Source organism: Runella salmonicolor (assembly GCF_024158025.1).
Taxonomy (GTDB): domain Bacteria; phylum Bacteroidota; class Bacteroidia; order Cytophagales; family Spirosomataceae; genus Runella; species Runella salmonicolor.
This window is the reverse complement of record NZ_JAMZEL010000016.1, coordinates 60397-82409: the sequence shown is the minus strand read 5'-3', so window position 1 is coordinate 82409 and position 22013 is coordinate 60397. Positions and strand designations below refer to the sequence as shown.

The 22013-nt window shown below is 47.6% G+C and carries 17 protein-coding genes; 2 read left to right on the top strand and 15 right to left on the bottom strand.

Annotation, left to right across the window (positions count from 1 at the left end; all coding sequences use genetic code 11):
* Positions 1-17 precede the first annotated feature (17 nt).
* Entirely contained in the window at positions 18-467 is a 450-nt protein-coding gene (locus tag NCI00_RS25925) for a PaaI family thioesterase (RefSeq protein WP_253532496.1), read from the top strand.
* A 36-nt stretch (positions 468-503) separates the two neighbouring features.
* A complete protein-coding gene (locus NCI00_RS25920; protein ID WP_253532495.1) occupies positions 504-1967 on the top strand; it encodes a cellulose synthase family protein in 1464 nt (487 codons plus the stop codon).
* 191 nt (positions 1968-2158) lie between these two features.
* Here the strand turns inward: NCI00_RS25920 and rpmB are convergent, their stop codons facing one another.
* The 15 genes from rpmB to NCI00_RS25845 form a co-directional block, all read right to left on the bottom strand.
* Entirely contained in the window at positions 2159-2383 is a 225-nt protein-coding gene (gene rpmB / locus NCI00_RS25915; RefSeq protein WP_013926610.1) for a 50S ribosomal protein L28, read from the bottom strand.
* Between the two features lie 119 nt (positions 2384-2502).
* Positions 2503-2886, bottom strand: coding sequence for a LytTR family DNA-binding domain-containing protein (locus NCI00_RS25910; protein WP_253532492.1), 384 nt, complete (start codon positions 2884-2886; stop codon positions 2503-2505).
* 302 nt (positions 2887-3188) lie between these two features.
* Positions 3189-4220 (bottom strand): Holliday junction branch migration DNA helicase RuvB, encoded by a 1032-nt coding sequence (gene ruvB, locus NCI00_RS25905; protein ID WP_114461001.1) that lies wholly within the window; start codon positions 4218-4220, stop codon positions 3189-3191.
* Positions 4221-4330: 110 nt separating this feature from the next.
* Complete coding sequence (locus NCI00_RS25900; protein WP_256498320.1) at positions 4331-4498, bottom strand: GxxExxY protein; 168 nt, start codon at positions 4496-4498, stop codon at positions 4331-4333.
* A gap of 176 nt (positions 4499-4674) precedes the next feature.
* Positions 4675-8310 carry a PKD domain-containing protein gene (locus NCI00_RS25895; protein ID WP_253532490.1) on the bottom strand — a complete coding sequence of 1212 codons (3636 nt, stop codon included), beginning with the start codon at positions 8308-8310 and terminating at the stop codon, positions 4675-4677.
* A gap of 227 nt (positions 8311-8537) precedes the next feature.
* Positions 8538-9383 carry a sugar phosphate isomerase/epimerase family protein gene (locus NCI00_RS25890; RefSeq protein WP_253532488.1) on the bottom strand — a complete coding sequence of 282 codons (846 nt, stop codon included), beginning with the start codon at positions 9381-9383 and terminating at the stop codon, positions 8538-8540.
* Between the two features lie 48 nt (positions 9384-9431).
* Positions 9432-10655, bottom strand: coding sequence for an MFS transporter (locus tag NCI00_RS25885; RefSeq protein WP_114067440.1), 1224 nt, complete (start codon positions 10653-10655; stop codon positions 9432-9434).
* Positions 10656-10760: 105 nt separating this feature from the next.
* Positions 10761-12062, bottom strand: coding sequence for a Gfo/Idh/MocA family oxidoreductase (locus tag NCI00_RS25880; protein ID WP_253532486.1), 1302 nt, complete (start codon positions 12060-12062; stop codon positions 10761-10763).
* Between the two features lie 179 nt (positions 12063-12241).
* Positions 12242-13012 carry a 3-ketoacyl-ACP reductase gene (locus NCI00_RS25875; RefSeq protein ID WP_253532484.1) on the bottom strand — a complete coding sequence of 257 codons (771 nt, stop codon included), beginning with the start codon at positions 13010-13012 and terminating at the stop codon, positions 12242-12244.
* Positions 13013-13063: 51 nt separating this feature from the next.
* Positions 13064-14509: an oxidoreductase gene (locus NCI00_RS25870; RefSeq protein ID WP_253532483.1), complete on the bottom strand. Its 1446-nt coding sequence runs from the start codon at positions 14507-14509 to the stop codon at positions 13064-13066.
* 111 nt (positions 14510-14620) lie between these two features.
* Positions 14621-16018, bottom strand: a complete 1398-nt coding sequence (locus NCI00_RS25865) for a glycosyl hydrolase (RefSeq protein ID WP_253532482.1) — start codon at positions 16016-16018, stop codon at positions 14621-14623.
* A gap of 172 nt (positions 16019-16190) precedes the next feature.
* Positions 16191-17519 carry a GntP family permease gene (locus NCI00_RS25860; RefSeq protein WP_253532481.1) on the bottom strand — a complete coding sequence of 443 codons (1329 nt, stop codon included), beginning with the start codon at positions 17517-17519 and terminating at the stop codon, positions 16191-16193.
* A gap of 85 nt (positions 17520-17604) precedes the next feature.
* The gene (locus NCI00_RS25855) at positions 17605-18870 is read right to left on the bottom strand and encodes a polysaccharide pyruvyl transferase family protein (protein WP_253532480.1); all 1266 of its coding nucleotides are present in this window, start codon (positions 18868-18870) and stop codon (positions 17605-17607) included.
* A 17-nt stretch (positions 18871-18887) separates the two neighbouring features.
* Positions 18888-20222, bottom strand: coding sequence for a polysaccharide pyruvyl transferase family protein (locus NCI00_RS25850; RefSeq protein WP_253532478.1), 1335 nt, complete (start codon positions 20220-20222; stop codon positions 18888-18890).
* A gap of 87 nt (positions 20223-20309) precedes the next feature.
* Positions 20310-22007 (bottom strand): RagB/SusD family nutrient uptake outer membrane protein, encoded by a 1698-nt coding sequence (locus tag NCI00_RS25845; RefSeq protein ID WP_253532475.1) that lies wholly within the window; start codon positions 22005-22007, stop codon positions 20310-20312.
* Between the last annotated feature and the right edge of the window lie 6 nt (positions 22008-22013).

Below are 22013 nucleotides of genomic sequence, written 5' to 3'. Positions count from 1 at the left end.
TGAAAATCAAGAAACAAATGAGCACCGAAACCAATCCACGTTTAGACTTTTTTCGTTCACAGATAGGCAATAGTTTAATTCAAAGCCCCTCGCCACTAGGGCGTTGGCTCAATGCCACCCTAAAAGACGTTCAACACGGCACCATGACCGTTGAAGTAACCGTACGACAAGACATGACCAATCCCCTCGGCACGCTTCACGGCGGCGCAGCGGCGGCCATCATGGACGACCTCGTAGGCATGATGGTATTTGGACTGGGCCGCGAGTACGGCTACACTTCGGTCAACCTTAATTGTGATTTTTTGAACGCAGCCCGCATCGGCGATGTTCTAACTGCACACGCGCATGTGGTTCGTGCGGGCAAAAACGTGATTCATTGCGAAGCCAGAATCAGTAATTTAGAGGGCAAAATAGTGGCCAAATGCAGTACCAATATGATTCAAACGGGCGTTAAACTTCCGTTTTAGTCGGGGAAACCGACGCGTGGTTAGTGGTTAGATTTTATGGAAGTTATTGTTATCATACTATACTTGGTTCCTACGCTCATTTTATTTTCGTACAGCTGTGCGCAATTGAGTCTGGTATGGAATTATTGGAAAAAGAAGAGAATAGAAAACAGAAATCCAGCATCCAACATCACACCTTTATCCTTCGAATTTCCGCTGGTTACCGTTCAGCTTCCCATCTACAATGAACTATACGTAGTAGAACGACTCATCGACGCGGTCTGTCTTTTTGAGTATCCCAAAAACCGTCTCGAAATTCAAGTTTTGGATGACTCCACCGACGACACCGTCTCCATAATTGCCCAAAAAGTACGTCTCTATCAGACCCAAGGATTTGATATTCAGCACATTCGACGCAGCAACCGTGACGGTTTCAAGGCAGGCGCGTTGGCATACGGGCTTACCGCAGCCAAGGGCGAATTCATCGCTATTTTTGACGCCGACTTTATTCCCCATCCTGATTTCCTGACAACCACCATTCCGCATTTTGAAAACGCGCCCGTTGGAGTAGTCCAAACGCGCTGGGTGCACCTCAATGAATCGTATTCGCTCATCACTCAATTGCAGGCATTCGGGCTAGACGGGCATTTTATTGTGGAGCAAGGAGGACGCAATGCGGCTGGGCATTTCATCAATTTTAACGGAACGGCGGGCGTATGGCGCAAAAGCTGTATTCTGGATGCTGGCGGTTGGTCGGCCCAAACCCTCACCGAAGACCTTGATTTAAGTTACCGCGCCCAATTGCGTGGTTGGCAATTTGTCTACCTCGAAAACGTAGAAACACCTGCCGAACTTCCTGCCACCATGCCCGCCCTCAAATCTCAGCAATACCGCTGGATGAAAGGCGCGGCCGAATGCGCCCGCAAAAACCTCAAAAAAGTATTACAAAGCACTACCGTAAAGTTTTCGACGAAAGTTTATGCGGCGTTTCACCTGCTCAACAGCGGTGTTTTTTTGGCGGTCTTTGTCATGGCTCTGCTGAGTGTCCCCATTTTGGCGATTACGGCTTTTGAACCCAAATACGATTATCTGTTTAGTATTTTTAGAATATTTCAACTTAGTTTCTTGATGCTCTTGGGCTTTTACGGCACCACGCATTACCGTCACAAGACCTTCGGGCAGTTTGTGTGGCAATTACCCTTTTTTTTAACCGTCATTATGGGGCTATCACTGCACAATGCCATTGCCGCTCTGGAAGGCTACTTCGGCAAAAAAACCCCTTTTATTCGTACACCAAAATGGGGAATTGTGCAGCCAAAAGATGGCTGGCAACGCAAAAACTACCTTGTCAAAAGCCTTAACTGGCTCACAATTGCTGAACTTCTAATGGCGGTTTACTTCGCGGCAGCGGTAGGTCTTGGGTTTTATTGGCATTCTTACCAAATGGTCGTACTTCATGCTATGCTGGCGCTAGGGTTTGGCTTTGTCAGCTTTTATTCTGTCAAGCATTCAATCTCCTGAACTTCCTCAACTTTTATGTTTGTAATAGTAGGTTTGGCTTCAATCAAGGGTTGGTTTGTGAGCAACGGCCGCCCGTACTCTACACGGAATACTTTTGCTCGACTACTTAAAACTTTTGGGAAGCTATAACAACAAAAAACCCCGCTGCAGCGGGGTTAATGTCTTTTGCAAAAGATTGGTTGTCGGTTTAATTACAACGCTCCAACTTCTTTCAAAACAGCTTCGATACCTTTTTTATTGATCGTGCGAATTGCTGAAGTAGCCAATTTAATTTCTACCCACTCGTTCAAAGAAGGTACGAAAAACTTCTTTGTCTGCAAGTTTGGATAAAACTTACGCTTGGTTCTATTGTTAGCGTGCGATACGTTATTACCAACTCGTGTTCTTTTGCCCGTAATTTCACAAACTCTGGCCATGACGATTGATTTAATTTCAGAATGAGGCGCAAAGGTCGTAATTTTTCTGGCAACTGCCAAATCTTTGTCAAAAAAACGCTTTACGTAAAATGATAAAATGCCCTTATAAGGTGATAAACCTAGTTTACTCCGTTTTGCTTTTGTGAAACAGAAGTTTGCACGTATTGCCGACGTCTTTTCGAAACTGGCACTTTCTTTCCGTCAAGCAATTGAATGAACGTACCGCCCTCGGTAATTTGATAACCCGCAAAATGATGAAAATTGACCAAATACGACTTGTGCGTACGTACAAAACTCGTCTTTTTGAGCAGTTGTTCGTAGCTTTTAAGGGTTTTGGCCTGTACAAAAACTTTCCCAGTTTTGGTGACAATCCGGACGTAATTCACATCCGCTTGGATAAAAATCACATCTTCGGTACGAATAAAGAAAGAGCGTTTCAGATTTACTAACTCCAAATAATCAGGAGATACGGCAGGACTTAAAAGTGATGAGAGATTGTTCATGGCTGAGTGAGGCTGTTTTTATAAAATATGCGCTGCAAAATTGCGGTATATTCTCAAAACATAGAAATCTAATCAGGATGAAATGTAAAATATGGCGTCTGAAACGTCATTACGGAAGCTAAGACCGCACTTTTATCCAATAAGCTCCCTCAAAGTACAAGTCCCATCTACTGCTGTCATTTTGTACAAATGGTATATTTTGCTTATTAATTAGTAATTTTTATATATACAAACAGGTCTGCCTCTACCCTCAATTGGGTTGAAACAGACCTGTTTAAAAGGTGTTTTTATTGGCCTACTGATTACTCTGGAAATAAATCTCCCGTCCGAAATTTAGGGACGATTCCCAAGTGGCGGTAGGCTTTTTCGGTAGCTTCACGCCCCCTAGAAGTACGTTTAATGAATCCTTCCTGAATCAAAAACGGCTCATACACCTCCTCAATGGTTTCGGCTTCGTCGCCGCAAGCGGTGGCGATGGTAGAGAGCCCCACAGGGCCGCCTTTGAATTTCTCAATGATGGTGGTAAGGATACGAATGTCCATTTCGTCTAGGCCATGCTGGTCTACATCGAGGGCTTTCAGGGCAATCTCTGCAATCTCGACCGTAATTCGTCCACTTCCTTTGACCTGCGCAAAATCGCGCGTGCGGCGCAGGAGGTTGTTGGCGATACGCGGGGTGCCACGACTACGACGGGCTATTTCGTAGGCCCCTTCGTCGTCAATAGGTGCCCCCAAGATTCCCGAAGAGCGTTTTACAATCGACGTCAACAACTTGGCATCGTAGTATTCCAATCGACAATTAATCCCGAAACGCGCCCGAAGCGGTGAGGTGAGCAAGCCCGCGCGGGTCGTGGCCCCAATCAACGTAAAAGGATTGAGGCTGATCTGAATACTGCGCGCATTGGGCCCCGAGTCGAGCATAATGTCAATCTTGTAATCCTCCATTGCCGAGTAAAGATATTCTTCTACAACGGGGTTAAGACGGTGGATTTCGTCGATAAACAATACATCGTTAGGCTGCAAGTTGGTGAGTAATCCCGCCAAATCGCTGGGCTTGTCCAACACTGGCCCAGAGGATGTCTTTAGGCTGGCGCCTAGCTCATTGGAAATAATGTTGGAAAGGGTGGTTTTTCCTAACCCCGGAGGGCCGTGCAATAGCACGTGGTCGAGGGCTTCGCCGCGCTGCTTGGCGGCGAGTACAAAGACCCGAATGTTTTCCAGTATCTTATCCTGCCCCGCAAAATCGCTGAAAGAGAGCGGACGCAATGCCCGGTCTATCTCCTTTTCCATCGGGGAAAGCGGGTCGGTAGTTCCTGTTAAGTAATCTTGACGCATAATACGTATTCACGCAGAGTGGCTGAGGTACGGTTCGCCGTTGCGACGGTCCAGCAGGCGACGGTCCGACAAAGACGGAAAACAAAACCCGTCACTTTGCGTGGTGTGATTTATAAACGATTAACAATTCTTTGAATTCCGTCTTTTATCAAAGGTACGTTAAAATTTATTAAGAGACCGAGTTTTAGGCCAGTCAATTTCAAGTAGGTTTGTAGCTGTTTTGGGTGTATTTTGAAGCAGGAGTTTACGACGATTTGGGGGATTTCGTTTTCGTACATGAGCAAGGTTTTTGTTCATGCAAAAAGCACATACGTATGAAAAACAAGAAAAATGTTTCTTAACGGTCTCTGATTTTGCGGCTCTGCGTGACACAATGATTTCTTATTCACGCAAAGTCGCCAAGGAGCAAAGAAAAAAAAACTCTGCGCCTTCGCGGCTCTGCGTGAAATAGATATTATCGCACAAGCAGCACCGCTCCGCGTTGGTTTTCACGCGGCCGGTCGGGGAAGAATTTGGATTTGAAAGAAACCACGTACGGATAACTCATCGGCGGATACACACTGCCCCGATAGCTACCATCCCATTTTTGGTTGATGTCGTTGGTATAAAAAATCACCTCGCCCCACCGATTGAAAATCTTCAATTCAAAATCAGTCAAGTGGTCGCCAAACACGTTCAATACATCATTGTTGCCGTCGCCGTTGGGTGTAAACACATCCGGGATGTAAATACGCGGCTCGCAACGAACTACTACGCGGGCCGTATCAAAAAGCTCACAACCTTCAGGATTACTGATGCGAACGCGGTAGTTTCCGACGAGACTAACCATAACACGCGGGGTGCGTTCTTCGGAATGGAACCAAAAATAACTCAGATTGGAAGCACCACCGCGCACGGCCAGCGTAGCCATTGCCCCATCGTCAAGATCACAGAGCGGCACTTCTTTGGTCAAGTCATACGTAGGGCGCGGGGCCAGTGAATACGTAAAATCGTCGTTGTCGGTACAACCCGTTACGGTATTTGTTACCGTCAATGTATACGTTCCTCCCCGCGTCACGCTGATACGCTCAGTGGTTTCGCCCGTACTCCATCGGTACTGGTTGCCAGGAATAAGCGGTAACGACGGTATCAACAACGCCGTATCGCCGATGCACTTTTTACGGTCGGGGCCCAAACTCAGGAATTTATCAGGCGTAATTCCGACCGTAATATCCCGCAAAGTGGTATCACAGCCGCCGGCGTCTGTTACTTTCACGTTGTACGTACCCGGCAATAAATTGGCGAGCAAGGCGGCGTTGGTTCCCAGCCCCGCCCCCATGGCGTTGGTCCAGACGTAGGTTTGGGGAGTTCCCGCAACGGTATTGAGATTGATAGCTCCCGAAGAAGGCAACGTGCAGCGCGCGTTGACGATGGTCGGTTGCAATCGCAATGTCCTGACCGCTCTCAGCCCAAATGAAGAATCGGTGGCACATACAGCGGGATTTCCGCGTAGCATGACTCGGTACGTTCCTTCGCCTACATTAGGAAGGGTGTTGCCCGTGGCGCTCAACATAGTATTGTTGGGGCCAAACCACTCAAAAGTATAACTGCCACTCGGCGGTGAAACCCCTAGTTGGATTTGTCCATCGGTAGTGGTACAACCCGTTGGTGGCGTTAATACTGCCGCTATCCGCGCTTTGGGTAAAGCCCGTACTTGAATTGTATCTTCATTGACGCAGGCTTGGGGAGTCCCTGTATTGATGGTTACTTGTACCGAATAAGTACCCGGTTGGGTTACCGTAATCAATTGTGTGGTCTCGCCCGTACTCCATTGAAATTTATTCCAATTGGTAGGAGTTGGCTTGGCGTTCAGCACTACATTTCCACCACCCACGCACAAACTCGTATCAGGACCGAGCGAATAGGCTGGCGGTCTGCGAAGGGTAACCTGTGTAGCACCCCGTGAAAAACACTGTGATTCAATACCGTTTGCGGCAAATACTTCATAGCTGCCCGAACCACCATTGGGCTGTAATGTAATGGTTTTCGTTTGAGCCAGTGGGACCCTATTTCTACGCCAGAAATACGCCTCGGCCTCCACGCCCGCATCCAGCACCAGTCGATTGGTACAGGTATCAATGGGTGATTTTAGATTGATAGGGTCTGGCGTGGCAATGATGGTGATGCGCTGGGTGATGGTGGTATCTTTACATCTGTTTACCAATCGTAAACTGACAGTGTACGTACCGGGCATTTTGTAGGTATGTTGCACCTGTTGATTTTGCCCCGTTACGGGAGCAGACCCATCGCCAAAATTCCACGTGTAACTGTCTTTGATAGGGTCGCAGAGAGGGGAAGCCTGAAAGTTGGTGGCTTGGTTGGAACAGGTGTCCGAATAGGTAAAACCCGGCCCAGAGGATTCGTTGGTAAAGTTTTGGACAAAATTGGGCAATCCTAACTGACTTGTGCTTCCACCCAAAAATATACCATCTTTCACAAATCTTACTTCGTCCTGCGAGTCTTCGTCGGGTTCGTTGATAACCCCTAAATATCGGCTGTCTTTGATGGCCAGATAGATTCTGCCGTCCGACCCTACCTGAAGCGCTCCGTACACTTGCGTGGCCGAACTGTCAATCAATATTTTGGAGTCGGCAATCCGCGCCGAATCGCCCAAACTGATGTCGTACTGCCATAATCGGGAAAGGGTGGTGTCGCCAGGGGCATCGCCTTTTTGCAACGACACGTACATTTTCGTGCCATCGGGAGAAAACTCTACCCCGTAAGCCTTGGGCGGAGCGGGCCCCAAATCAATCGTTTGCGGTCCAGACAGCCGCCCCGATGAATCGCTAAAATTGTAAATTTCGACAAGGTTGCGGGGAGGGCCCGGCACCACCACCGCCAACCGGCGCATTCCAGTACTATCGGCGGGAGAAAATTTCATGTAGCCTTCTCCTTTGGAAACCGTATCCTGAACGGCACCTAAGGCATACTGGAACGGGCCTTCCAAACCTGCTTTCGTGGCGTGATATACCCGAAAAACATTACTATCATAATCGTGCGACACAATCCAGTACGTAGAGTCGCGGTCGTTTCTGACCGAAGCAATCCGCTCGGTGGTATTATCATTCAAAAGGTTATTGGTTTCTACCACTTCGCCTTTGCCGCCATTGCGGCGCATATCTACCAAACTATAACTAAACTTTTTCTGTCCGTTGATTTCGGAGGTGGTGAAAACGTAATACAAGTATTCACAGCCTCGGCAGGTGGGTTTAGGTACAATCAGGGCCGATTGGGTCGAATTAGGGCTTCCCGCCAGCGCCGCCGTGTCTTTGGAAGGCATCACGGCCCCGTTTTTATCAAATATTTTGACTCCATCCGTGTAAAAAAGCAATTGTCCTTTGGAGTTGGAAATGGAAGAAGTACCTTCAGGAGTTTTGATTTGACCATCGGTGAGCGGTTGCGGACTGCCGCCCGAAAAATCAAGGCCCGCGTTGTTTCCGAAATACCATTTGGCTCCTTCCTGATTGGATTGTTCCAAACAGACCTTTACCGTAATTTTGTCTTCATACGTACATCCTTCGGCATTGGTTACTTCCACAGAGTAGCAACCCGAGCTGTCAACGCGAAGGGTTTGAGTGGTATCGCCTTTCGGAAACCACATGTATTTAACCCCATTCGGAGCGTTGTTAGGATACGGATTTAGGAAAAGTTTCCCCAAATCCTCCTTACAAATCATGGTATCACGACGCCAATTGGGAAAAGCGGGCGGCGGCACCCCCACGTTAACGGTTCGGGTAACCGTTTCGGGTACGCCCGCTACCGTCCGGGTCAGCGTAATGAGCTTCATGCCCGGCGTCTGAAAAAGGTGCTTGATGCTCCTTTTGGTGGAAGTAATAATGCCGCTTCCATCCCCAAAATCCCAGCTCCATGCCGTTGACGTGGCCAATGTGTCTGTAAAAACCGTTGAATCAGCCAAGCATTCCTGATCAGGAATACATAATTTACCTGAAACCTTAAAAGGCTCTAGCTGTGCGTGCGCAGTGCCGATAGACAGCACCAACAGCATCCATCCTCCAAGGAATGAAAGAAATATGTGCAGCTTTTTTCTCATGGGTTCCATTTGACTCCTCCTACCTCAAATCTCGTGCCTAATCTTAACCTTTTGTCGATAAAGATGTTTACGCAGTTTTTCGTAAAAACGTTGTAATCAATTCAATACTATCTATAAAAAAACAGGTCAGACCATTGAGTTCTACCTAAAAACGACAAAACCTTACCGAAAATTTTATGGAAATCTACGGTAAGGTAATAAATTATGTCGAAAAGGAAATCAGCTACCTAAAGGCTCTTCAAATAAGCCATGCTTTGAGGCACTTGCTGCATGGCACCTAGGTTTTCGTCTTCGATGTAAAAATACTTAATAGACGATTTTTTGGCCGCTTTTAGAATCTCTGGGTAATTGATTTGGCCCGTACCGAGCACCACACAGTTTTCGTTGGGTGTGCTGCCAGAGGTACTTTTGGGCACCCCGATTTTCAAGTCTTTCAGGTGAATTAATTTAAACCGTTTAGGATATTTTTTGAGCATCTCGGCAGGATTCTGACCGGGCAGGTGCATCCATACCACATCCATTTCAAAAAAGACAGCATCAGGATTGGTATTCTGAACGATGTAGTCAAAATACGTCCCTCTTCCGTAAGGCTCAAACTCAAACCCGTGGTTATGGTAACAGAAAGTCAGCCCGTTTTCTTTGAGTTTTTGTCCAAAACGGTTGAAATCTTCTACCGTTTTTTTGGCCAATGCTTCATCCATCGGCCCTTTGTGCGGTACTGAACCAATCCGCACAAATTCAGCACCCAGCGTTTTGGCATTTTGAACCACGGTTTCTGACTTATCTGTCAAGTCGGCAAAGCTTACGCCGAGGCTACTGCACCGCATTCCACGTTCATCCAATAAAGCCCGAAGTTCGGCCGCTGTTTTACCAAATAAATTGGAAAATTCAATGTTAGTAATACCCATCGCCTTCACCTTATCCAAGGTGCCGGGCACGTCTTTACTAAATTCATTCCGAAACGTGTACGAAACCGCCCCAGGTGTATCCTTTAGCAATTTTCCGAAACGTTGCGCGTAGGCCGTTGACAAAAAACTCGTCAGGATACACAAATAAATCAAATGCTTTTTCATAAAAATCAGGTTAATTGTTACAAATAAAGAGGTTAGACAAACGTCTATCTACTCCTCCACGTAGTTCATATCTTTAGTAAAAGTTTCTTCTAACGACTGAAGGCAAATCAACGAAATAACCACCACCACCGTTCCAATCAATAGCGCCCCATTTATTACCCCCAAAGAAGGTTTGAGGTATACAAAAGACGCCGCCAGCGGAATGGTCGCGCCACGTACGAAGTTGGGCACAGAAGTAGCCACCGTAGCCCGAAGATTGGTTCCGAAAAGTTCGGCGGCCAGAATAATAAACAACGTCCAATAGCCATTGCAAAACCCCAAACAGGCGCAAAGGATGTAAAATTGGGTCGTGTTTTGGATGGGGGCCATCAGGTAAATAATCATGAACGAGAATGACATCAACAGAAAAATGCGAATGGCTTTTTTCCGACTTTGTAGGCGCTGACTCAAAAAGCCGCTCACAATATCGCCGAATGTTTGCCCCGTGAAAGCCAGCATAACGGCTTTGCCCGCTATGATGGGGTCTGCTAAGCCGTGACTTATCCCGAATTCGGGCGAAAAAGTAATCAAAATGCCCACCACAAACCACAACGGCACCCCGACGACAATTGCCAATAAATATTTCTTCAAGCGTTGCGGAGTAAAGAGCATTCCGATATTGCCGCGCTTCACATCTTTATTTCGGAGATTAACAAATAAGCCCGATTCAAATACGTTGACCCGCAACACCAACAATAAAAGCCCTAACCCCCCACCTACGTAGTATGACATGCGCCATTCGAACAAATCAGCAACAAAATAGGCCAGTACACCACCCAAAACACCCATCGTTGCTACCAGCACCGAACCATACCCGCGCAAATGCTTGGGCAACACCTCGGCCACCAGCGTGATTCCTGCGCCTAATTCTCCCGCTAAACCCACGCCCGCAATGAATCGCAAAACCGCGTATTGAGGCACGCTGGTGATGAGTCCGTTGGCGATATTGGCTAAAGAATAGAGTAAAATAGAACCAAAAAGCACGGAAAGTCGGCCTTTTTTATCCCCCAAAATCCCCCATAGCACGCCACCAATCAACAATCCAGCCAACTGCATATTGAGTAAAAAAACGCCTTCTGGCAAGAGTTGGTCACCCGTTACGCCAATGGCTTTGAGGCTGGGCACGCGCACCACACTAAACAAAAACAAATCGTACATATCTACCAAATAGCCCAAGGCGGCTACCAAAACGGGCACTTGAAGAAGAAGTTTAAAATCGGAAGATTTGGTCATAAAAATTATTTTTAAGCGCAAAAAATTAAACCACAGAGAAACAAAGAAACACAGAGTTAAAAAAAGTCTCTCTGTAGTTCTCCATTCCTCTGTGGTTGAGAAGATTTATACTTTATCAGGTACAACAAACGGTGCGCGGTATTTGCGGGTGAGCATGGCATTGGCTTGCTTATCGCCAATGAATGTTTCTTTTTCGGGATCAAACTTGAGCGTGCGTCCCAGTCGATACGAGATGTTGCCCAAATGCGCCAGCGATGCCGCCATGTGGGCCGTTTCTACGGGGCCGTTCAGGAGTTTTTTGTCCTGCGCCCGCACTGCATCCACAAAGTTTTTGTAATGGTCGCCGCCCTCTTTTCGGGCTGGGCCAGGAGTCCGTTCCCTGCCAAGATAGGTTTTATAGTCGTTGTAGCCATTGATAACCATGTAGCCTTTGTCGCCGTAGAAAAGATTTCCTACTTCCACGCCGTCTTCCTTATTGGTCATCCAAGGGCGCACTTCCACTTCGATGATTTTTTTCTGTTTGGGATAAATATAACTCGAGGTGAGCGTCTCGGGGGTTTCTTTGCAGTCGTTCCAAAGGAATTTACCGCCGGTAGAAGTAATCTCTTCGGGCAACCCTACGTTGAGCCCCCACATGGCGAGGTCAGTTTCGTGGATACCTTGGTTGCCGATGTCGCCGTTGCCATATTCCCAAAACCAGTGCCAGTTGTAATGTACGTAGTTTTTAGAGAACTCACGGGCTTGCGCTGGTCCCTGCCATAAGTCCCAGTTCAGGCCCGCAGGTACTGCCGATGGTCCCTGATTGCCAATATCGGGCCGCCATTTGAATATCAAGGCGCGGGCCATGTAAACGTTTCCAATGAGGCCGTCGCGCAGGTGTTTAATGGCCTCCTGAATGGCCACCGAGCTGCGCAACTGCACGCCGTGCTGTACAATACGGTTGTATTTAGTAGCGGCTTCGACCAGTTTGCGACCTTCATAAATATTATGACAAGCGGGTTTTTCTACGTAGACATCCTTTCCCGCCTGACACGCCCAAATAGCCGCCAACGCGTGCCAATGGTTGGGCGTGGCAATACTCACGGCATCAATGTCTTTATCTTCGTAGACTTTCCGTAAATCTTGTTCCGTCTTTACTTTCTTTTTATAGTTCTTTTCAAAGTCGGCCGCGCGCTCTTGAAGTACAACGTTGTCAACATCGCAAAGGGTAGCTACTTCTACATTGGCTAGTTTTGAGAACCCAGAAATATGGTCTTTACCGCGACCGTTTACACCAATTACCGCCACGCGCACGCGGTCATTGGCCCCAAATGCATGGGCAGGAATAATGGTCGGAATCCCTACCGCCGCCGTACCTAAGGCTGCCGTTTTTAGAAATTTCCGTCGTGAAAAGGGGATATGTTTCATTTGTCAAGGGTTTGAATTACTTCTAACCCTAGTAAGAACTCCAAGAAGCATACATACTTGTTTTTGAGGTCAAAAATCGGTTTTAACACCCAATTTCCCCTGCTTTTATTACAACTAGCCAAACCTTTCAGTCAAACGGTCTTTCTGCCCTATCAGGTAGTGCAAACAAACTGCCGAGGTTACAACCGTGCGAGCGTCAGTCCTCCATCTACCATAAACACCTGCCCCGTCGAATATGGGAACGCGCCTTCAGCAATGACGGCTACGGCTTTCCCGATGTCGTCGGGGTAGCCCCAACGCGGTTGCACGGTGAGGCCATCGGCAATGAGCTTGTCATACTTATCGGTAACTCCCGCTGTCATGTCGGTTTTGATAACGCCTGGGCGCACTTCGTAGACCGGGATTCCAAATTCGCCCAAACGCGCCGCAAACAACTGCGTGGTCATGCTCAGTCCCGCTTTGGCCACGCAGTATTCGCCGCGATTGACAGAAGCCACCGTTGCCGAAATGGAGGAGATGGTAATGATACAGCCTTCAAAATCCGTCTTTTCGGCTTTTTGCTGAATCATCCAGTTGGCCGTGGCTTGGGTCAGAAAGTAAGTACCTTTCAAATTGGTATTAACTACATAGTCAAAGCTTTCTTCGGTGGCTTCCAAAATATCAGCGCGTACTTTAGGGGCTACGCCAGCGTTGTTGACCAACACATTCAAACGCCCAAAATGCAATTTGATTTTCTCTAACATCGCTGTTCTTGCTTCTGCCGATGCAATGTCGCCCTGACAATAAATCACTTCTGAACCTAAACTGCGTAAATGGGTTAATGCTTCCTCAACAGAAGTTTCATCGCGCATACCGTTGATGGCCAAATCAAAGCCTTTTTTTGCTAAATGTTCGGCGATTCCCAAACCGATTCCGCGACTTCCGCCAGTGATAAATGCTACTTTTTTCATAGAAAGAACGTCGGCAAGGTTTTGAACCTTGCCGACGTTGATGATAATGGTTTACAAACTCTCTTTGATCGCCTTCAACTCTTCGGCCTCAGGGCGTTTTTTATAGAACGGATCCAAAGGATAACAGCCAGAAATGATGCCGTTTCTTGGCGCAGTGGTACAATCTGAAAACGTACGGCAAATGAGGTTACGCGTCATGGGGCGGCCATTGGCCATGTCGTCGGGCATGGTGGGGTACGACAACACCATACGCCCAAAGCCTACGCTATCGGCCATGCCGTTGCGCAGTACGTATTGGGCCACGTTGGGTAGCCATTCTTGCAAATACGAGTAGCCCGAACCAATAATAACCAACTCAGGAAAAGCCTTTTTAAGCTGGGCCGTTACATCAATTTGTCTTTTTACGCCCGCAAACGGCTCTTCCGGTGGCTGGTAGCCGTCAGAGGGTGGGAAGAGAGCAGGGCGCATCAAATGCGGATTGTAATAAGGGCTGCCCCCTGTGATACAAATCATCTGAATACCAAGACTTTTCGCCAACTCTAAAAAGGCTTTTGGCTCTTCTAAATCAACCCCCAAACCATCTTCCCGGCCGCCGAAAGCGTACGGATAGGTTTCGGCTTTTTCGGGCTCGCCCTGTTCGTTGGGGCCTTTTTTAAACGGTAAAAAGTCAAATGCACTCACCCGAATACCCATTTCCAAGCCCGGCGCAGCTTGTTGAATGCCCGCTACGATGTTGCGCAAGTAGCGTGTACGGTTTTCAAAACTACCGCCGTATTTGCCAGGTCGGTCTACCGCACTCAAAAATTCATGACCCAAATAGCCGTGGCAATGCTTGATGTCTACAAAATCAAAACCTGCTTTCTGCGCCAACACGGCGGCTTTGACGTATTTTTCTATGATTTCATCAATTTCTTCGTCGGTCAGGACGGGATAATCGGCATCCATGCCAAACTTTTGGTTGAGAAAAGGATGCGAATACAGAATTTTCGATTCAAATTTTTTGTGACTGTTGGGCTTGCAAAACCGCCCTGAATGGGTCAATTGCAGGCCAATGACCAAATCGTCAGCAGTGCCGAATTTCTCTGTATGTTTATCCAAAATCAATTGGCGTAGGTTGACATATTCCTCAAAATTGTCTTCACTCATCACCAGCTGATTGGGGTTGGCTTTGCCTTCGTGGCAAACGGCCACCGCTTCGCAGCCAAACAGCAACTTGGCGCCGCTGACGGCAAACTTTACCCAACGATTTTTGGTAAATTCGGTAGGTTTTCCGTCCAAGGTTCCGTCCCAACCTTCCATCGGTAAAATACAAAGACTATTTCCGATGGTTTTGCCTGATTTTAACGGAATGGCGGTATTGAATGGGCTTTCTGCGGGCGGCAGTAAGGTTTCGTCAAAAGACAAATCAACTTCAGCCGTTTCCAAGTACTTTTTCAAGTCAGACGCCGTTTTGAGTTGCGCCACTCGGGTATATTTTGGTTTGAATTTGGTAGACATGGAGGTTTCGTTAACCGTTAATTATTATCTGTTATTCGGTTTTGAAAAACGTAGGGTTCATTTCTTTTACAAGCCAGACCTGCGGTCCAAACTCAACCTACCCACTAATATTTATTTTACACAATTCAAAAATGCGTAATAAGGCTCGTTATTAATCATCCGCTGCACATACAGCGCGGCCTCCCGAATGTGATAATCACCCCACATGCTTGATTCCCCGTAGGCTATCTTACTACCTTCAGGTACATAATCCCAGCCATTGGGTTGGTGATAAATGGAATGCAGTAACAAGCCCTGATGATGGGGGTCGGTACTTAAGTAAGGCTCTTCGAGCAATGAGTTCAAAACCGTCAAACCTGCCTGCCAATACGTCTTCCCTGACTCCGCATCCCCTTTGGAAATCAAATAGTTGCCCAAACGTAACAATCCCTGCGCACCAATGGCGGCGGCGGAGCTGTCGACGGGCTCGTGGTCGTTGAACGGGTCGGCAGGTCGGTTTAAATAATCTCCCAATTTATGGAGATTGGGCGCGCCTGTATCCCAATACGGAATGCCGTTGGTGGGTGTATGTTCGATGTAAAAATCGCAGGTAGCGCGGGCGGCTTTGAGCATCATAGCCTCGACGGCTTCGCGCCCGCCAAAAGGCACTAATTCAGCATCAGAAATACTTTCCAAGGCTTCGAGTTGCTCAGGAAAACCGCACATGGCCCAGGCCAAACCGCGCGTCCAAGTACTAAAACCAGTGTAGCCCTGTTGCGAATTCGGACAACGGAAGTTACCATCTTTCACATTGAAAACACTCTCGTGGGCAGTACGGCCCCACAAATCGTATGAATCGCGGCCTTCGCCGTAGAATACCGAGAAGTCGGCGGTAGCTTTGATGTGCAGCAAAGCACGTTCGAGCAGATTGATTTTTACGTCTCCTTCTCCCTGAAAAACATGCCCTAGTTGGTGACTCACCACCAACGCCCTACACGAGCGAATGGTATCGACAAACAACGAATGAGCGCCGTTGAAAGAATGGATAAAACCGCCCACTCCACCGTCACGGTTTTTGATTGAAGTCCAGCGACTTGCCTGTACCGCGCCTGAGATTTTGAGGGCCAATTCATAGAAATTTTTCTCCCACTCATTGAACTCAATCTTGCCTTCGTGCATCAGTCGCAGCAAATTCCCGTAGGTGCTGACGTTGTTGAATCCGTGGTCGTGTACGCCGATGTGGCTCACGTGCGGGGCCATCACAGTGAGGGTATTTTTACGCCCGTATTCTAGAAAATCCGTTTCGCCCGTGGCATCGAACTGTAAAATGGCGGAGCCAAACTGAAAGCCCTGCGTCCATTCGGTCCAACCACGAGTGGTGTATTGGCCTTTTACGGTAAAAACAGGAGAGCCGTTGGCAACGTCATAATTTTCTTCAATCAAACGGATTTTTTGGGCCGAAAGCGCCCAGAATCGCTGCAATTTGGCCAACAAATCAGTGGGCGTAAGGGTGGGGTTAATGTGAATCATTCAGGTTGTAAAAGGAGGTTAAACGTGCTGAAATGAAAACAATCGCTGTATTCATTATTTACTTTTAACAAACCATTTTACCCCTAAAATCTACTTTTGATTCGGGTCTAAATTGCGTTTTCAGATTAAAAACAGGCCCAGAAAGCCCCAAAAGCAGGCACTACATCCACGATTACCACGTTAGGTCAATCAATAGGGTAAGACCCATGCCAACAAATCCACTCAGCGTACTTACAAGTGTCCATGCCCGCAGAGTTTGTCCTACGGTCATGCCCGAAAAGCGGGAAATGACCCAAAAACCTGAGTCATTCGGAAACGAGCAACACATGCTTCCGCAGCAAATTGCCAACCCGACCGTAATGGGATTGGCGCCCGCCACGGCAATCATGGGTGCCACAATGGAGGAGGTAGTTACGGCCGCTACCGTAGCCGAGCCTTGGGCCGCACGCAAAATAGCCGTCAATACAAAGCCCAACATCAACAGCGACATGTTCATGGAAGACAACCACCCGACGAGCGCGGTTGCAATGCCCGACCCGTTGATAATGGCCCCAAACGAGCCACCCGCACCCACAATCAGCGTCAATAAGCCCGCCGAAGCGCCACTTTCGCTGATGAGTTCTTCAAAGGTTTTCCGAAAATAAGGGCGTAACAATACCCCTGCAAGTATCACACCCAACAACATCGCCACGTTTTTATCCCCCAAAAAAGCAATTATCTGACGGCTAGCGGTACCTTTGGGCATCATTTCGGACACGACACTACCAAACAAAATCAATAGAATCGGAAAGAGAAGCAGCAACAATGAAAGACCCCCCGAAGGTTTTTTACGGTCATCTTCCAGCACGGCCTCCGCAGTACCAGTAGGCTCGGCAATTTGCATGTGGGGCATTTTAATCAGGTACTTGGCTGCCACTAACCCTAGCAATGCTGGAGGCAACGCCACCAACAGCGACCAACCGATAAACTGCCCCGAGGGTAGATTCAGCGTGCCCATCACGGCCAATGGCCCTGGCGTAGGCATTACCAAACAATGCGTGGCAAAACCGCCAATCAGCAACGCCGTCACCAAAGAAATTAACGGCAGAGTAGTTTTACGGGAAATGTCCCGCAAAATGGGCATATAAATGATAAATACGGCGTTGAGAAATACAGGAATACAAATCAGATAACCCGTAAGATTAACGGCCAGCAGCGCATTTTTTTTACCTACCGCCCGCAACAAAAGCGTCGCAATTTGCTCAGTGGCCCGCGCCTCCGCAAGCAGGTTGCCGAGCACAATTCCTAACCCAATCACAATCCCGATGCTGCCAAGGGTTTGTCCAAAACCCGTTGAGATTTGCTTCGTTACCTCATCAAGCGGCATTCCGATGGCTACTCCCGTGAGCAACCCCACCCCCAACAATGACACAAATGGATTGATTTTCAGGCGGATGATTGTAAAAAGCAGCACCGTAATGGACACCAAAAAGATAGCGAGAGGATAAAAATGCGGGTTCATGAAAGTGAGGTTTTAGGTAGTCAGAAAAGCGCGGAAAACAGCCTTTCTACTTTCTATTTGCGGCCTCACTTTCTACCTCTATACCCTATACTTTTTGCTTAATAATCGCAAAGGCTTCGTCATATTGTTTGTTTACTTTAACCAGCGATTGCTTCACATTTTTGAGTGCTTCTTTGTAATTGTCATTGACCTGCATAAGCCGGTCGGCGATTTGTTTGCCAGTGGTTTCGTTGATCTCAAACGTCCAATCCTTAAACCCGAGGTCGTAGTACATTTGGCCCTTGATGGTATCTTCGGGCTGACGCAGGTAAAAAGCGGGTGTACCGTTGGTGATGGCAATGATGGGCGAATGACATTCGTAACTCAGCACTGTATGGGCATGAGCGTAGAGCGAAGCAGCTTCGTCGGGAAGCCAATAGCCATGCTTGACGACAAATAGTTTGACATCATCGGGCAACGGATTGACCAGCAATTCATCAATAATATCCACCTGATACGTCATTTCGGGACAAACAACGATTGTATTGCCCGTTTTGCGCACCCATGCCACCATCGCTTCGCGCACTTTGGCGTGGTCAATCTCTTTCCATTTATCGTTCAGCGTTTCGATTTCTTTGATGCGTTCGTCGCTGTAGCCAGCATTATTGGCCCTGATTTTGTAGTAAGGCGTAACCCGCAGTCGAGGAATGACGCAGATGAACTTGCGGTGTTCAAGCTTGTTCTCTTTGATAAATCGGTCGGCTTTGGCATCGTCATGAATTTCTAGCACAAAGGTAGCATCGGGAGCAAAGGCGATGTGTTTCCCTTCCAATCCGGCCTCTTTCAGCTTTTGAATGGAGGCCGTTTCGCGGGTAAAAATAAACGATGCGTGTTGCAGCAGGTCTTTTAACGAAGGCGAAATATTTTGGGTTGTAACGCCGAAAATCCCAAAAGGCTTCTGCGTTTGTTTGTGCCAAGATTCTACATAATCAGCCGCCACGACCGACGGCCCCGAACCATGGATAAAGAAATCGGCTTCCTGAAACGCCTTTTTTACTTCGTCGGTTTGCGGAACGAAGCTCTTATCCACCGCGCCATGAATGATTTGAACATTCGGGTAATAGGTATTGAGCATGGTTTCCACTTTCTCACTTTTGCTCTTTTTCCAAAGGATGATTTTGGCCTTGGGAAGCCGTTTTTGCAATAATCCGATCAGACCAGGCGTGTGGGCAATATCGCCGATATTGACATCCTGCCAGCCCGACGTAATGAGTAGCACCGGATTTTCTTTGTTAACGGCTTGGGAGATAAAAGGGACAAATGCAGCCGCAGATAGCATACTGCCTTGTTTTACAAATTGGCGACGATTCATGGTTGAGGATAGTATTATTAGGTTAATGCCAGTTTTTTCACCACCGACATGGTTTCTTTTTGTCGGTTTTTCACAAAATCCATGGCTTTTTTGGCTTTTGCTTTGGCTGCGGGGTAGTTTTGATGAATAGTCAAAACGGCCCCTGTAATAGCCGTCGATGGGTCTTGGTCAATTTCAAACAGCCACTCGGGCACGCCGATGTCCCGAAACATCCAACCTTTGCGGCCGTGCTTCAACGGACGGGCGTGAACGACGGGAATGCCCAAAGCCAAGCCCATGATCAGCGAGTGCGGCTCCATTCCAAACATACAATGCGCCCGGGCATATACCGACATGGCTTCGTCGGCGCTCCAAAAGGTTTCACGACAAATGACCTTGGCTTTGATGCTCGCATCCAGTTGGTCGTAGAGCATGGTTTTGGCGTATTTTGTTTCTTTGAGCGCCTCGGGCGCAATCAGCACTTTGAGGCCGGTGGTCTGTACCCACTGCGTGATGAGGTCTTTCACTTTACCGAGCCGCAGGCTGTCCTGTTGCTGCTGTTCGGGGCTTGGGGCGGGGTTCATCAAATCGCCCTTGCCGGAAGCATTCAAATGCGGGGTGTTGGTCCGAACGACCACCACCAAAAATTTCCCCTCTTCCAGTCCTGACTGTTTAAGATACGCTAATCCTTTTTCTTCATCACGAACATCAATACCAAAACAGCCATCGGGACCAAATTCGAGAATCGGCGTTTTGAATTGATTGTCTTTCAAGAACTTGACCGAATCGCCATCCCGACAATAAATGAAAGCAGCCCGGTTGAGCACATCACGGTAAAGCGACATCGAAGGCGGCGCAAACTTATCAAACGACTGTCCGTACAGCCCAAACGGAATATTGTTTTCGATACAGTAATAAAATGGAGCGAGGTTGGATAGGGTCGAGCCCCATTCGTAATTGAACAGGCCATAATTCATGGGCATTCCCGAATTATGGATGTACAGATTCGCCTGTTCAAACGCCGCTTTCAATTCTCCCGTTAATGACTCATCCTGATTGAAAAATGCCCCGTGAATAATCTTCACCTTGGGAAAGTTTTTGGCAATCAGCGCCTCCGTCACGGGACGCGGCTGGGCGTGCCACAGAATGATTTGGGCTTCAGGCACGTAGCGTTCCAAAAGTCGCAGCGTACCGGGCGTGTGGCCGATGTCGCCAATATTGTTGTCATTCCACGACGACCGCAGCAGAATAGTCGGGTTTTTGAATGAATGATGTGCGCCTTCGCTTTCTCCTTCTGCACCCGCAGGGAGCATAAAAGGAAGAAAAGATAACGTTGTTTTTTTGAGAAACTCCCGGCGATTGTCTGTATTCATGAGGTATTGGACGTTTGTCTATTTCCGGAACGGCACACTTTTTTCTTTTTTGCCGCAGGGAAACCAATGTTTTTACAACACTATTGATTAATAGCCTGGGTTTTGCTCCAATTTTGCCCCCGTATTGGCATCAATTACTTTTTGGGGAATGGGCCAATATCGGTTAAAATCCTGAATGGTCTTGCCGGAAGAAGGCCCGTTTGCCACAGAAGGTGCTGAGTTGTATTTTCTAACCCTATCCACCAACCTTCCCATACGAATGAGCGTACGCAAGCGCGGTTCTTCCACGATCAATTCTCGTGTACGTTCATCCAGAATAAAATCTTCCGTCACATCAGCGCTGCTTATCAACGAAGCTTTGGCCCTGGCCCGTACCACGTTTATATCTTTGGCGGCATTGGCTAAATCTCCTTTTCTAAAGTAAGCTTCGGCTCGTAACAGGTAGGTTTCGGCCACTCTCATTCGGCTGAAATCTTTGGCGGTATTGCCCGAAAGGGTATTTCCGTTTATGGGCGCCCCTTCAATTTTTCTGAAATAAGGGTAATATTGCCTCAATGTGTCAAGAGTAATGGTGGTGGGAGCTCCATCATTTTTTAGAATAATTAAATTGCCATTAACTTTTCGGGTTAAAATGGGTCTGCCAAAATATTCTTTGTCGGCTGGGTTATTATAATAAAAGGTACGTCTGATGTTAAACCTTGAATTTCGGATATCTTTGGGGTCTAACGCCCACACATCGTATTTGGCGTAGTTGGTTGGTGAATTGACCCCGATGCCTCTCCCCAAACTGTCAGGGGATATATTTAATATTTTATTGGGGGTTTGAAGTCGGTCATATTCAGGTGCCCAGTACCGAATGCTGTTGTTGGCGGCAGCTACAGAATAACTTCCCCCCAAGGTGGTGGACTCAAACTGCCAGGCCCACATAACTTCCTTGTTGCCAGATGATTTATTGATTTGTCCATCGGCAAAAATATCCGAGAACACATCACCGGGCTTAGACGCAGCCGGGCCAAACCGAGCGGTCATGATCTGGTAATCGCCGGCTTCTTTGTTAATGACCTTACTTGCGGCACTGATAGACTTATCATACAGAGTGGCATCTTTTGTTTCCATTCCCAATGAAATATACACTTCACTCAATAAATGAAAGGCCGCCGCGCGGGGTATTCTGCCGTCTTTTACCTCCAATGGCAAAAGTGCCGTAGCTTCTTCCAGATCTCTCGCCGAAAAACTCAGTACTTCTGCCCTTGAATTACGCACAAAATCAAACTTCGGCTCGGTGATTCTTTCTTTCACGATTGGCACGCCCCCGTAAATGTTTGCCAAAAAATTATACGTATATGCCCTGAAAAACAACGCCTGACCTTTGATGTTTTTTCTGACGTCCTCCGCAATGTTCAGCGAAGGGTTGTCAATGTTTTCAAGAATTAAGTTAGCCCGCACGATCATCTGTTTGTATGCCCAATCCCAATACACAATGGTGGCATCCAAATTTGAATTTAACAAGCTGTAATCTTTATTTCCCCGGGAATCATTTCTGCCCCATTGGGTTTGATCGGTGCCCACGGTCATGTACTCAAAATTAGTGGAAGCAATGATATGCTCCTGTCGCGCTCCCTCGTAAAGTGCCACCACGGCGGCGTCAAACCCTGCGGCGTTGGTCAATAGGTTTTCCGGGCTGAACCTATCCAAAGGGACCTCATTTAGAAAACTGTCTTTACAGGAGGTCGTGGCAAGCAGGCAAAGTACAATAATCGTTATGTTGTTAATTGTATTTTTCATCTTTTT